Annotated in this window: 15 protein-coding genes and 1 pseudogene; 7 read left to right on the top strand and 9 right to left on the bottom strand. The window is 43.9% G+C overall.

All coding sequences use genetic code 11. The features are described from left to right. Positions 1–3 precede the first annotated feature (3 nt). From AC3RCI_RS17080 to AC3RCI_RS17095, 4 genes are all read right to left on the bottom strand, one after another. Positions 4–1,011, bottom strand: coding sequence for an ABC transporter substrate-binding protein (locus AC3RCI_RS17080; RefSeq protein WP_492525686.1), 1,008 nt, complete (start codon positions 1,009–1,011; stop codon positions 4–6). A gap of 48 nt (positions 1,012–1,059) precedes the next feature. After that, positions 1,060–1,743: a biuret amidohydrolase gene (gene biuH / locus AC3RCI_RS17085; RefSeq protein ID WP_492525688.1), complete on the bottom strand. Its 684-nt coding sequence runs from the start codon at positions 1,741–1,743 to the stop codon at positions 1,060–1,062. A gap of 323 nt (positions 1,744–2,066) precedes the next feature. Next, positions 2,067–2,606: a GNAT family N-acetyltransferase gene (locus AC3RCI_RS17090; RefSeq protein ID WP_336781882.1), complete on the bottom strand. Its 540-nt coding sequence runs from the start codon at positions 2,604–2,606 to the stop codon at positions 2,067–2,069. A gap of 217 nt (positions 2,607–2,823) precedes the next feature. Beyond that, positions 2,824–4,026: a glycoside hydrolase family 5 protein gene (locus tag AC3RCI_RS17095; RefSeq protein WP_492525690.1), complete on the bottom strand. Its 1,203-nt coding sequence runs from the start codon at positions 4,024–4,026 to the stop codon at positions 2,824–2,826. Positions 4,027–4,474: 448 nt separating this feature from the next. Here AC3RCI_RS17095 and AC3RCI_RS17100 point away from each other — a divergent pair, with 448 nt between their 5' ends. The 6 genes from AC3RCI_RS17100 (at position 4,475) to AC3RCI_RS17125 (ending at position 8,506) form a co-directional block, all read left to right on the top strand. Beyond that, entirely contained in the window at positions 4,475–4,765 is a 291-nt protein-coding gene (locus AC3RCI_RS17100; RefSeq protein WP_492525692.1) for a hypothetical protein, read from the top strand. A gap of 165 nt (positions 4,766–4,930) precedes the next feature. After that, positions 4,931–5,434, top strand: a complete 504-nt coding sequence (locus AC3RCI_RS17105; protein ID WP_127536822.1) for a DedA family protein — start codon at positions 4,931–4,933, stop codon at positions 5,432–5,434. Positions 5,435–5,487: 53 nt separating this feature from the next. Then, positions 5,488–6,054: a class I SAM-dependent methyltransferase gene (locus AC3RCI_RS17110; RefSeq protein ID WP_492525694.1), complete on the top strand. Its 567-nt coding sequence runs from the start codon at positions 5,488–5,490 to the stop codon at positions 6,052–6,054. 83 nt (positions 6,055–6,137) lie between these two features. Continuing rightward, positions 6,138–6,818 (top strand): response regulator, encoded by a 681-nt coding sequence (locus AC3RCI_RS17115; RefSeq protein WP_492525696.1) that lies wholly within the window; start codon positions 6,138–6,140, stop codon positions 6,816–6,818. Beyond that, positions 6,811–7,911, top strand: coding sequence for a sensor histidine kinase (locus tag AC3RCI_RS17120; RefSeq protein WP_492525698.1), 1,101 nt, complete (start codon positions 6,811–6,813; stop codon positions 7,909–7,911). Before AC3RCI_RS17115 ends, AC3RCI_RS17120 begins: the two co-directional genes overlap by 8 nt. A gap of 22 nt (positions 7,912–7,933) precedes the next feature. Then, positions 7,934–8,506 (top strand): class I SAM-dependent methyltransferase, encoded by a 573-nt coding sequence (locus tag AC3RCI_RS17125; protein WP_492525700.1) that lies wholly within the window; start codon positions 7,934–7,936, stop codon positions 8,504–8,506. A gap of 105 nt (positions 8,507–8,611) precedes the next feature. On the opposite strand, the gene AC3RCI_RS17130 is transcribed toward AC3RCI_RS17125, so the two are convergent. The 4 genes and pseudogenes from AC3RCI_RS17130 to AC3RCI_RS17145 form a co-directional block, all read right to left on the bottom strand. After that, positions 8,612–9,535 (bottom strand): bifunctional helix-turn-helix transcriptional regulator/GNAT family N-acetyltransferase, encoded by a 924-nt coding sequence (locus AC3RCI_RS17130; protein WP_492525702.1) that lies wholly within the window; start codon positions 9,533–9,535, stop codon positions 8,612–8,614. A gap of 161 nt (positions 9,536–9,696) precedes the next feature. Beyond that, positions 9,697–10,043, bottom strand: a pseudogene (locus AC3RCI_RS17135) (MFS transporter); the annotation flags it as partial. Then, complete coding sequence (locus AC3RCI_RS17140; RefSeq protein ID WP_492525704.1) at positions 10,025–10,249, bottom strand: hypothetical protein; 225 nt, start codon at positions 10,247–10,249, stop codon at positions 10,025–10,027. The pseudogene AC3RCI_RS17135 and the gene AC3RCI_RS17140, both read right to left, overlap by 19 nt. A gap of 260 nt (positions 10,250–10,509) precedes the next feature. Next, the gene (locus tag AC3RCI_RS17145) at positions 10,510–11,916 is read right to left on the bottom strand and encodes a family 4 glycosyl hydrolase (RefSeq protein WP_492525706.1); all 1,407 of its coding nucleotides are present in this window, start codon (positions 11,914–11,916) and stop codon (positions 10,510–10,512) included. 174 nt (positions 11,917–12,090) lie between these two features. Here AC3RCI_RS17145 and AC3RCI_RS17150 point away from each other — a divergent pair, with 174 nt between their 5' ends. Continuing rightward, entirely contained in the window at positions 12,091–12,942 is an 852-nt protein-coding gene (locus tag AC3RCI_RS17150; RefSeq protein WP_492525708.1) for a helix-turn-helix transcriptional regulator, read from the top strand. 111 nt (positions 12,943–13,053) lie between these two features. Here the strand turns inward: AC3RCI_RS17150 and AC3RCI_RS17155 are convergent, their stop codons facing one another. Next, complete coding sequence (locus AC3RCI_RS17155; protein ID WP_492525710.1) at positions 13,054–13,986, bottom strand: copper amine oxidase N-terminal domain-containing protein; 933 nt, start codon at positions 13,984–13,986, stop codon at positions 13,054–13,056. Positions 13,987–14,020: the final 34 nt, after the last annotated feature.

Raw genomic sequence — 14,020 nt, forward strand, 5'->3', positions numbered from 1 at the left:
ACCCTATTCGATAAATTCGTTTGAAAATACGTCTTCAAGGTTTTGCTCTTCCTTCAAGAATTCCAGATCGATCAAGTTCTGTTGCAGTACGTCCCATGCCTCTGATTCCATCTTGCCGAGGGGAAGATTCTCCGGCTCCAGCAAAGGAATGCTTGCGTTCATCATGCTAACTTCATGATCAATGGTCAATTTATCCCCGTATTTCAATCCAAATTCGGCAGCCTCTTCCAGGTTCTCAATAGCGTAGCTCCAGCCCTTCATGGAAGCCTGTACGAAGCTTTTCACCATTTCGGGATCACGCTCGATGATGTCCTCTGTCGTAAACAACGTATCCGCATAAAAGTTAATATCATAATCGCTCGGCTCAATAATATTGACTTCATTCCCCTGCTCCTGTACGGCGAGGACCTCATTAATGACATAACCCGGCCATGCTTTTACCTGTCCGCTGAGTAATGGGCTGAGATCATATTTTGCTGGCATTTCCTCCACCTTGGTTCCGTCTATGCCCGCATTCTTCACCATCGCTCGGTAAGTCAACTCTTCATTCCCTCCAAGCTTCACACCGATCTTCTGGCCGACCAGATCCTCCATTTTCGTGATCCCTGAATCCTTGAGACTAAACAAAACAAATGGCGTTTTTCTGTAAATGGCGGACAGCGCCTTCACGGGAACCCCTTTCTCCCTAGCCATCAGTATTTGATCTGCACCCGTCACGCCGAATTGCTCCGCGCCTGATGCAATCATCTGTACAGAAGGAAAATCCGCGCCGCCTGGTCTGATCTCAACATCCAAACCCGCTTCTTTGTAAAACCCCTTCTCTACGGCGGTATAGAAGCCGGCAAACTGTGCTTGATGAACCCATTTTAGACGCAGAACCACTTTTTTCAGTTCACCGGATTCTCCATCTCCTGAAGCAGAGCTAGGCACATCGTTCGACCCGCAAGCTGTTAGTGCGAGCAAACAAACCGACATTACGATAAGCAGTGACTTTCTGGACCATCTCCACATATGATTTCCTCCCATGCTGTTGTTTTTCTATTGCTATGGCAGTGTTGCTTAAAAGGCAGCTAGCGCCTTTAAAACCTCGCTGGAGTTACTGACGCTGCCGAACACGCCTCCCTGCATTTTGACCATCTGGAGCGCTGCGCGATGATTATCAGGGTCGGTTGCTCCCGTGCAGTCTTCCAGAATCAGACATTCATATCCTCTGTCGTTGGCTTCACGCATGGTTGTGTGCACACAAACATCCGTTGTAATTCCCGTTAAGATCAGATGAGTGATGCCTTTATTCTTGAGGATTAGATCCAGGTCTGTAGCATAAAAACTGCCTTTACCCGGCTTATCAATGATCGATTCACCTTCGATGGGAGCGAGCTCCTCTATAATCTGCCAGCCCGGTTCACCTCGAACCAAAATGCGCCCTGCCGGTCCGGAAGAACCGATCTCGGCCCCGATCTGTTTGCTACGCCATCGTTTGTTTGCAGGCAGATCGGATAGGTCCGGTTTATGTCCCTCTCTCGTGTGAATGACGTGAAAATCTTCTATCTGCCTGACCCGATGCAAGAGCTTTCGAATAGGCTCAATGGGTTTGGCCGTCAGAGACAAGTCATACCCCATCTGTTCCACATACCCGCCTTTGCCGCAAAAATCGATTTGCATATCAATAATGATTAATGCGGTTTTACGGGGATCAATGCTCCCGTCGTAAGGCCAACTGTAAGGTGCTGCTGTAATTTGCATAGATATTCTCCTTTCAGAACAGAAACTGAGATCCCTGTGTTTATTTAGATGTTATATAACCTTACTTATTCCTTCATTTATTCTTCTTGTGTCATATTATATTACGAACATTTTTGAATGTCTTTGTAGTTTTCCATAAAAAAGCTTCATTATTTTTTGTTATTTTTCACAACCATTCAATCCATGTGTTATAAATTATCACATAACCATTTATCTCCTGGCCTAAAGAGCAACAAAAAAAGCCGCTGATTCAGCGACTCTTGATTGGTATGAGTTGTTAAGATGATAATACTACCTATCTTTGACCTTATAGAATTGTGCAGTTATGTAGCCACTCCCTGGTTCAGGATCATACTGTATTCGATAAAGTCGATCCGTTCCACGCGATAGAGGTCATAAATCTGCTCCCTGGTATTGATGGATCCGTATAATTCAGAATGCGAAACATTGGCCAGTTTTACATAGGGCAGTTTTTGTGCAGCTTTGCTCGACCGAATATTTTGTTTGCGAATCTTCAAAAATACCGTTTCTATGGCATGTTCGAGAAATAGTTCACTCAAAAAGATGGATTTCGCCCGTTGACTGTATCCGTTACCGAAGTAAGGTGCTCCAATCCATGTGGCCAGAAACCCTGTATGGTTTACGATATGATACAAATCAATGGTTCCAATGGGCAGGCCCGCTTCGTTTAGAATTGTACGGGAAATCGTGGTTTTCTGTTCTTCCTCGTCTATCAACTGTTTGGTCAGGAATACATATTCCTCAGGTGAATGACATTGGTAACGAACATAAGGTGACACTGAGGGGTCGTTCAATAAGCAGTACAGTGCGTGGCATTCATGCAAATCGCGTTTTTTTAACATTCTGTCTACCACCTAGTCCTTTTAGTTCGCTATATAAGCAAATTAAGTATATAAAAGGTATTGTGGCGTTTAATGAATTCTGTATGTGGCTTATGTAAAATTCATTTAGCAATATGATATTTGTGTTTGAATGATACCAAACGAGTAATGCATAAAAAAAGGCATGTCCTTTCTTATGAGAGGACATGCCTTTTATACGATTAAACGCATGATTGGATTACTGCATACCCTGCATAATGGCATTAATAATCCCTTGCTGGGTAACCGTATTGTTTGAGCGGTTAAACAAAGCGAAACCATGCTGGCCGTTATGGCCATTGTCCCAATACACCGGCACGGCCCCGTACTTCTTGGCAGTTGCCGTTACCGCCTTGGCATAAGCTTGACGATAAACGTTATTGGTGGAGTCATACGTCGTTTTGTCGATGGATCCGAATTCTCCAATGACAACCGGATAGCCCTGCGTTACAAACTTATCGTACATCGATTTGAACTGTGCATTCAGATAGTCTTCCTGACCCCAGGTTGATTTCTTCGAAGGATTTGTTGCCGCTGCGCCCCACTGCGTGATATTTCCGTTCTCCTCACCAGCAAAATCCCACGGAGAGTAGTAATGTGCAGAGATCATAATTCTCTTCTGAGAACTCGGGATTGCCGAGGATCTGAAATGATCTGTAGGAAGAGCAAAGCCATAATTACCCACCGTATAGTCAATATTCGTGTTCCAGCCTGGAATCAGTAGCCATCTGGCGTTGTTGTTGCCCCCAGTCTGCCTGACCGTGTCCACAAAAATTTGATTATAGGCGTTCAAGTTAGCATAGTATGCCGCATTCGGATTGCCGTAATTTCCGTCGAACACTTCATTCATCGATTCAAAAATAAGACGCTCGTTATAATTGCTGAACTTGGTAGCAATCTGCTGCCACACCTTTTGGTATTTTTCTTTAATTGCAGCCTGATTGCTGCCATTCACAAGAAGCCATCCGCCCGGGATGGAATTATACCCATCTCCATGAATGTTAATAACGACATATAAACCTTCATTATATGCATAATCAACGACGGTTTGGACTCGATTCAACCACGCAGCGTTAATCGTATAATTGGGAGCGCTTCCAATATGATTGAAATAGGATACAGGAATGCGAATGGTCTTGAAGCCTGCTGCCTTTACCTTTTTAATCAACTCTAGAGTAACGACAGGATTGCCCCAAGCCGTTTCACTAGGGACGCCATTCACCGTTGCTTCAAGCTGGTTCCCCAGATTCCATCCTGCACCCATCTCCGATACGATCTGTGAAGCGTTCAATGATCTGAAATCCGCTGCCGATGCTTTCGTACTCCACCCGGTCAATGCCGCAGCCGCAAACAATACAAGTGCCAAACTGCAAACGCCAAATTTCTTCATTTTTTTGAGCATAACCAAACCTCCGCTTATTGTCATTTTTTACAAGCAGTGCCGTTACTCTCTTTATACCAATTGAAGGAATCGAGCAGATGTCCCTCCCTTCTATATCGATCACACCAATGAAATGGTCGCCTATCATCAACAGAATAACACAAAAATGGAAAATAAAGAACAATATTCTGCATGGAATTTTCGACGAAAACAATCTGTCCCAATATTGGCTATATCCCGTCATACTCAGAAATTCTTTAGAAAAATCCTGCCCAAATATTCAGAGTTTTTCTCTATTATTGCTGTGACCTATTTACCAATTAGACATACCATTCAACTTTTTTTCGGAGTGATGTAGACATTGAAGGATTATTGGCTTTTGCAACAATTTCAGCTATTTCTCGCCTACCTATTTCCAATAATATTCACATGTTTTTTCGTTTTTTTATACGGTTTGGTGATTTGGTGCATGGTTAGGGATATCGCGGCTTCGGAAAGTGATGTACACCTTATTTCAGAAGAATTGGATCAATTCCAGGAACTGGTGACACAGACGTGTAAGGACGAAAGCGCCAATTGGAGATGGCTTGGAAGTTTAACGAATGATGTGGTTATTGCTTTGGAAGAATTGATCAGGAACATTGAGCTAATCCAATCGATATCCCAAGAGGACAAGGAAGAATACATGCAGGTTGTACGCAAAATGTATGCAGCAGTATACCAATTGCGAGAATTGCTCAATGACCATCGTTTCTATTAAAACAAATCAAGCCTAGCCAACTTTTTGGCAAGGCTTTTTTAGGTTGAATGGAGATAAGTTGTTAACTTACTTAAACAATCTTTAGATTTTCTTTAGAAATATACTCATTAATTCCTTAGTTTATTTCATTATGATTTTGCTATCGACAAGCGAGGAGGTAAAACCATGGTCAGTAATACAATCTTAGAGCTGCTTCATCAGTATGGATATCTGATTTTTTATTTTGCCTTCTCCCTGGGTCCGTTCGGAATTCCCATTCCGAATGAGATCACGATTATCAGCGGGGCCATCCTGAGCCACACCGGTGCAATCAATGCCGGGATCACTTACTTCTGTATTCTATCCGGACTTTTAACAGCGATCACTGCTGCCTATGTTGCAGGTAAATTGTACGGCGCCAAGAACCTATACCGATTTCAACATAATAAACATTTTATCAAAGCCGAACGAATGCTGAACCAACGGGGCCATTGGGCGATGTCAATCGGTTTGTTTATTCCAGTCGTACGATATGTTCTTCCTCTGGTGATCGGGCTGAGCGGGGTACATTTCAGAAGATTTGCAATGATAACCTATTCCAGTGCTTTACTCTGGACCTTAACGTATTTTGCTGCAGGCATTTACTTTGGAGATCCACTTCTGTCTGTGCTTCAGTTATTACGCTTTTGAGTCCGTCTTGCATTTGCAAAAATCGATACGAAACCCTTGGAGGAACTTAACACATGAATTCCGATGAAACGATTTTGTTTTTGAAAAGCTTTGTAAAGAATCCCAAACATGTAGGCAGCATCATACCAAGTTCTCGCTTCCTGGCTAGCAAAATGGTCAGACATGCACCATGGCATGAATTCCAGGCCATCGCAGAGCTAGGTGCAGGCACAGGGGCCATCACCCGTTATATTGAAAAAACGGTGCAGGATTCTACCAACGTATTCGTGTTTGAGTCGAATCAGATTATGAGGACCAATTTACAAAAGGCATTTCCCACATTCTCCTTCTATCCGAATGCTGCTCAATTAGTAGCTTCGATGAAGCAAGAAGGCGTTCAGCAATTAGATTGTATCTTTAGCGGATTGCCGTTTTTCAACTTTGAGCCTGAGCTCCGAAACACGTTGGTAGACCAAATCGATCAGGCTCTCAAACCTGGAGGTTTATTCATCGCCTTTCAATATTCGCTTCAGATGAAAAAGATACTTTCCAAACATTTTGTCATCGAGAACATCGATATCGTGCCATTGAATATCCCTCCTGCGTTTGTTTATGTCTGTCGCAAAAAGGAAACAATTTAAACATTCTGGACGATGGATTACACTGGTAGATGTCACGAATTCATTATATTTATTTTAGAGTGGACTAAAAAGGAGCTAGATTTATGAACACCGTACTCGTTGTCGATGATGAACCCGATATCCGCGATGTCATTCATGTCTATTTACGTAACGAAGGATATCACGTCATTGAAGCAGCCGATGGTCTGGAAGCACTCAATATTATAAAAACAACATCGGTTCAACTCGTCATTCTGGATGTTATGATGCCCGTCTTGGATGGAATTCAAGCCTGTCTTAAAATTCGCGAAGTATCCAACACTCCCATCATCATGCTGTCAGCCAAAGAAGAAGACATTGATAAAATCACTGGCCTGACTACCGGAGCCGACGACTATATGGTCAAACCGTTTAATGCATTGGAATTACTCGCTCGTGTCAGGGCTCAGCTGCGGCGTCAAACCCTGATTGGAAAAGCTGAATATAACTCTTTAATTCTCGTTAAAGACCTTGTCATCGATAAAAGTAAACATTCCGTGAAGTTGAAAGAGAACGATATTCCGCTTACACCGCTGGAGTTTTCAATTCTTGAGCTGCTTGCCAGCCACCCCGGACAGGTATTCAGCTCCGAGAAGATATACGAAACCGTGTGGAAAGAACCTTACGGGTATTCGGATAATACCGTTATGGTCCACATTCGTAATCTGCGCGAGAAGCTGGAAGCGAACCCAAGAGAGCCTCAATATATCAAAACGGTATGGGGAGTAGGTTACAAAGTTGACTAAACCGCAATCCAAGCAAACGAAAAAGATACAGCTTCACATCCTCAATCGATTGGTGATCAGTTTTGTTATTTCAATTGTTGGTTCCGTTTGCGTGAATAATATTCTTATTATGACGGCTTCCAAAATCAGTGATGGATTAGAATGGCACTGGCTTCTTAACTTTTTCCCTTATGTCATTACGCCTATTTTTATATTGATCTTCACATTCACTTTTTTGATTGCCACGCGAAAAATAGTGAGAGATCTGGTCTCTTTGGAGCAAGGTCTTCAATTCATATCGGAGGGTCATCTGGATTATCGGGTAGCCGTTAATCGCCAAGACGAATTGGGACGGGTCGCCACCAACATTAATCTCATGACGGAGCAGCTGCAACAACAAATCATGAAGGAACGCGAATTGGAAAAATCCAAAATGGACTTAATCACAGGCATTTCGCATGACCTGCGTACGCCTCTTACGAGCATCATTGGCTACATTGAGCTTCTGCGGACCAATTCCTTTCAAGACAAGGCTGAATATACACGATTCGTAGAAAACACCTATAACAAAGCGACGCACTTGAAAAAATTGCTGGATGATCTATTTGAATATACTCGTCTTACCTCCGTTGATACCCAATTGGATCTGAGAAAAATTGATTTATTTCAACTTTTAGACCAGATGTTATTCGAGTTTGAACCTCTCGCAATGGAAAATGGCATCCACATCGAGAAAGACATTGGCGATTCACCAATAATGACCTATATCGACAGTGATAAGATGGCTCGCGCCATCGATAATCTGTTGATGAATGCCCTGAAGTATTCCTTCAAACCGGGTACGATTCATATCCGGATGACCATGCAGCCTGAACATGTAATCATTGAAGTTGAAAATAAAGGAACTCCCCTAACGGCAGAACAGATGGACAAGCTGTTTGACCGGTTTTATAAGGTGGATTATTCAAGAAGCAGCGAAGGCATTCAATCGGGATCCGGGCTCGGCCTTTCGATTGCGAGAAATATTGCAGAGCTGCATCATGGCACCCTAACCCTTCAGCATGAGGATAATGTGTTTAAGTTTCGGCTAAGGCTGCCTTCCGGCATCCGGTAGATTTTACAACAATGGAGGATTAATGATTGAAATACCCAACTTTCTTCTTTTTCTGCTAGCTTTCCTCAAGAATCCGAAAAGAGTAGGAAGCATCTTCCCCAGTTCAGCATTTCTGGCACGTAAAATTGTTCAGTCTGTGTATTGGAATGATGTTCGAGCCATAGCAGAGCTTGGGGCAGGAACGGGTGCTATAACACGCATCATGGAAGCTAATTTACCGAGCTCTGCAGCAGTACTTTTATTTGAAAGAGACCGAAGAATGCGGAAAGCTCTAAAAAAGGAATACCCTCATTTCAAGCTTGCTTCCAATGCCTCCTCTTTAGTCAAGAAAATGAATCAGGAGCAGATCCAACAGTTGGATTGCATTATTTGCGGATTACCTTTTTTTAATTTTTCCAAGACAATGAGAGATCACATTCTTGCTCAAATATCACAAGCTCTCCGGCCAGGAGGCATGTTGGTCTTATATCAGTACTCACTTCATATGAAGCAACTACTGGCTGAAGAGCTGATTATTGAGAACACCCAATTTGTCACCAGGAATTTCCCACCTGTCTTCGTGTATACCTGCCGAAAGAAAGACAACAACACCTGAAAAATATCCACACATGATCAACTAAGTTAATCGCCCCTGACTCATAAAAATTCGATCATGTTTCCTTTAATCAAGAAAAGCCGCTTAATTCAGCGGCTATTTTCATTAAAGCTCAAGTTCATAGGTTTGTTCGATGTGGCGAACTCCCCAGGCATCGTTCTCTTGTTCTTTTATTTTGACGAAACCTTGCTTGGTATACATGGCTATAGCTGTTTTTTGGTCCTCCGTCGTTTCCAGAAAGACATCGGAGTATCCCTTCTGTTTACAATAAGCCATGGCTTCACGAATGAGTTTCTTGCCAATACCCATACCTCTGTAGTCCGGATGCAGAATAAACCACCGGATCTGGGCTCTTTGGCCTGGATGCTCAATAACCGCGATACAGCCAACGATTTCATTATCGCATTCGGATATCCAGAAACGGTCCTTATCCGGATTGTACGTCTGGAGCAAATCATAGAACGTTTTGCAGACATACCCTTCAAATATATGATTATAGCCGCACTCCTTGGCGTATACCCAGCCGTGAAGATGAATCAATGCTCCAACGTCACCTGGTTTCAATTCAGTCCGGACCTCTATGCTCCGATCTTCTGAATTGCCGGATAACTTGTTCTGAATCGTGGTCATGCTTTTGGCAATACTTAACTGACTCTGTTCAGGCAAATCAACAATCATATTGTGTATCTGTTCATCGGACAATTCATTCAAGTGGGACAACTTTTCTTCACCGAGCTCCGATAAATACAGCAAGGACGATCTTCCGTCCTCCTTGGACTGCACGCGGTAGGTCAATCCCATTTTTTCAAACCGTTTTAACATTCGGCTCAAATAGCCCGGATCGAGTCCTAGCTGCTCAATGAGCATGCTTGCCTTGCATTCTTCGGATTGACCAATTTCATAAAGGACCCGGACCTCCGATAGAGAGAACTCGCTATCAAGCAGGTGCTTATCCAGCAAACCCAGCACCTTGGTGTAGTATCGGTTAAATTGGCGAATGATTGGAATAACTGATGTTGGTAAATTCATGGTGACCTCCTGCTTATAGTGAATATTATTTGACTAAGTCAACTAAATACATCATATCCATTTTAATTGACTGAGTCAAATAAATAAAGATGGTGTAACAACAAAAACCGACTTATTTCCTGAATAAGGGTGATAAGTCGGTTTCATAACATAACCCAATATTAGTGTTTTTGTTTAGTACGAGACCAAACGATTACAGGAATAAGGAGTAGAGATCCCCCCCACCTAATAATGAAAGTGTGGCATAGCTTGTTTGTGCCATAACCATTCCCGACATGGCGTCTCCCGTGGCCCCTGCCAGAGCAATTAGCACATCCAACTTCCCTTGTGTTTTCGGACGACAGTTTGGAGGAGTTGCATCCACAATAACCGCAGTTCCACTGATTAGACCGAAATTCCATCCCAGTCCAAGTAGAGCCAAGGCCAGAACAAGAAGAATCATAGAGTCAGCCGGCGAATATGCAGCCAGCAAGCCTGCGAACAATAATGTCACGCCAGACGCGGTTGACCCGTTCCCAGCATTTCCTGAGCAAGCAGTGCTCCCACCGTAATGCCGGCAGCGAGACCTGCACCACCGCATATTTGGGATGCGATAACAATAGCCAATGTTCTTTTCTGCAGCTGACGCTGCTTCTCACTTGATTCTATGTACCCCTGAATGACGGCTTCATGATGCTCAGTCTTTTGTTGATCCCTAGCCTTATTTAAAGACATCTAAATACGCACCTCATTTTCTCATCTGCTCATTTCATATAAAAGAGTACGATAAGTCTACAATCCCATAACATTGGGATATTAATGTTGAACAGGAAAGAAGTGTGAACAATCATCTATTTAATACTTAAGAAGTACATAGAATCCCTATGCCCCGGAATCAGACCACAGCCAAAAAAAGCCGCTACATGTAGCGGCTTCTTCGGCTGTTCGGGTCATCCTACCATTCATAAACGCAGCGTTGATTGACTTATCCAAAATCAGATTTTGATCAGTCCATCCGAATACCAGACACCTGGGATCATTTCACGTTCCAATTCCAGAAGATCTTTGATGATCTGATCCGCGTCACCGATGGAACTCACAAGCGGATCCGTCAACATCGCTCTTCTTAGCTTCTCGTAGCTCTGCTCCACAACGGCCTCTGCCGTAAGCTCATGGGTATCCAGTACAAGCTCCTGCATCCCCCGAATTCCTCTCGGCATCTCACCAACATGAACCGGCTTCGCTCCCTCCATACTTACATCACATAACAGCTCCAGGAACGAATCATCATTCATATTTGTCACTGCCCCATTGTTGAGCGTATTCACGAAGAAGCGTTTCCCCAGATTGCCCACCATATTTTCAATAATGTCTGTTGCATGATCCGGTCCGAAAGTACTCATGTAATCGGCAATGGGAATGTTCCCCGAAAGGAAGCCGTCGACTTGGTTCCACATCTCGTCGTGACGCTGATAACGGTCCTCTGTCTCCCAGATCGATAACGGCGGGATACGATCCGACGATTTACCATGACCTTGCCAATAACGGACATATTCCTTCGTATGTGCAGTGCATGTAGGGATAGATCCAAAAATATCGTACAACTCATACGTAATGGCGTCGTTATGGAGAGCTTTGGCACCTTGATCACCACCGTTGTTCTCCTCACCGGCGGATTTCCGCATAGCCTCCGCAATCGTCGGCATGACGTCCTTGCCTTCGAACTCCGCTTTTAGAAGCCACGTAAAATGATTGACCCCAGCAATGCGGAAATCAAACTTCCGATCGATTTCCTCGGTAAACTCTTTTCTGTCGCCGATGATCCCTGCTCGCACAGCATAATAAGCCTTCTTATGCGGCATATGATGACTGTCACAGAGTGCAAATGATTTCAGCTTCGGTGCATAACGGTGCAGCGCTATACCGTGGACGGTAGACGGATTGATATAGTTAATTACCCAGGCATCGGGACAGAGCTCCTCAATGTCTTTGGCGCATTCCATAATGATCGGCAATTCCCGCATCGCACGGAAAATTCCTCCTGGCCCGATCGTATCCCCCGAGCACATACGGATACCGTATTTCAACGATACCTCGCAATCAATCCCCCGATATTTCACCGATTGCTCTGCGAAGCTGAGTACAACGAAGTCGGCCCCCGGAAGCACCTGTCTTCGGTCTGTTGAGCCCTCAATCTTCAAGGATACATTGTTCTCCCGAGCAACCATCTCCGCAAGTTTCACCATTTTTGCCAGCCGCTCTTCGTCCGTATCGACCAGAGCAAGCGTTCCTTGGTTCAAGTAAGGGGAATGAACCATCTGCCATATGGACTGACGACCAAAGAATAGACTCCCTGCTCCGATAACGACAACCTTAGGCTGCGGCATGTTCGTCGTGTTCATGAATAACCCTCCTCATGTGATATAAGTTCATTATAGAAGAGTGGCTAATAATCGGAATGTGCAATAGTTTTCAATACATGTCATATCGTACGATATTTAACAACGTGTAAAACCTTTGATATAATGAATTAATTTTTAAAGATGTCATGTGGTAAAGGTGGATGAGGAAAGCGGATGAGTGAAAACAGATTGAATATGAGCATCCTTAACGAACTTTCGGAATATATTCATCTCCGGATGAACTCCTATCTAGAACAAACTCACAATCAAAACTGGACTGAACACAAATCGCATCCTGATTACGATCTTTGGTTCATTCAAGAGGGCTCCATTAAAATGATGATCGATGGGTTCGAATATACGGCAGTCCCGGGAGATGCCATATTCTTTTATCCGGATATGCCCTATATCGCCTCGACGTCCGAGGACGTTTGCCGATTCATATACATTCATTTCGACTTTGGCATCGGCGAGCAGCAGCGAATTCTGGGCGGTTTTCAACTTCCGGGAATTGTGCCGGGCAACCTGATTCAAGAGGAAACCATGCTGTTCACCAGGACATTTCGTCGATTGAAACAGGAGAACGGCACGTCAGGGAACCAACTCTACTTAAAAGCCTCTCTTCTTGCCGTTATCGCAAAGATTATCGAGCTTTACGGTCAGGGCGCCTATGTGGGTCAATTCCTGAACGGCAAGAAACCCAGAAAATCTGAAGGTAGCCTGGACGTATTACAAGACGTATTTCAATATGTCGATGCGAACCTGCATTGTCCCATACGAATGAACGATCTCGCAGCGATGACAGGGATCTCCGAGAAGTATTTTATTTCCTATTTCAAGAAAACCGTCGGGATCACCCCGGGTCAGTACATTTCCCAGATCAGAATGAATCGCGCGAGGGATTATCTCTACGAGAAAAAGTATACGATCCAACAAATCGCCGGCTTCCTGGGCTATCCGGATCCGTTTACCTTCTCGAAAGCTTTCAAAAAATACTATAACGTGCCTCCATCCAAGTTTGAATGATTAGGTTACATTGATGTAGTGTGCAGAAAAAACGCAAAAAAGCCGCCTCATGGCGGCTTCTTATCCTAGATGTGCTCCGATTGTATGCTAATCGTTCTTTCCCTACCCTATTTATTCTTCATAGACTACAACGGTTCTGCTTTGCTCTTCCCATAGGACAGTTGCTCTCAATGCCTCACTCACAAAACGAACAGGCACATAAGTACTCCCTTTGGTGATGGTGGCTGGCGCATCCAATGATACGTTTTGACCATTGACAGTTGCGGTCTTACTGTCAACCACAAGTTTGATGCTTACTCCATCCTTGGTGACAGTTATGGAGCGTTCTTCAGGGTTCCAGGTGACTTCGGCGTTCAAAGTCTCGGCAATGGCGCGAAAAGGAACGAATGTGTTACCTTTTTTGATGAACGGTTCGGCATCTGTCCCTTCACCATTCACATACAGCTTCACTCCATTCTTTTTACCTGCCTTTTCATTCAGTTTCCCCAATGTTTTGTACAGATCCAGGTTTTTGAAATTAGCCTTTATGGCTTCTTCCTGCAAATACACAGCATCCGTTACACTACCATTATTCTCAAGCATCTCTGCTGCGGCTTCCAATGCCTTATCCTCTTCCATGATAGCTTCCAGTTCTTTTTTCTGTTCGTCCGTCAATTCAGCTGCATATTTTGTGAGCAAAATATCGGCCAAAACGGTACCCGCCGGCTTGTCTTTTACATTTTGAATGGCTTTTAACAACCCTTTGTATCCTTTTGGTCCTTTTTTACCGGGTTCAGATGAATCGGTTGTAGGACTCTCTGTATTCTCTGCCTCTGATCCTGAAGGCTCCTTCACTTCATCTTCTTCCGTGCGGGCCGTTTCAGAAGGATCCATTTCTTCGGTCTGTTTCTCCTCCACTTGCCGTTCCTTGTCCTTAGGTGCTTTTGATGATACTTCTTTACTTGGTTTTCCGGGTGGAGTGTTTTCCGGTTTGGCTGAGACTGTGCCTGCAGCGGTACCTAACATTAGCGCTAGACTTGTTAACAAGATGACCGTTTTTTTCATCGATGATTCCTCCTGAAGTAAAAATATATGCACC

It is taken from the genome of Paenibacillus sp. MT124 (genome assembly GCF_058792755.1).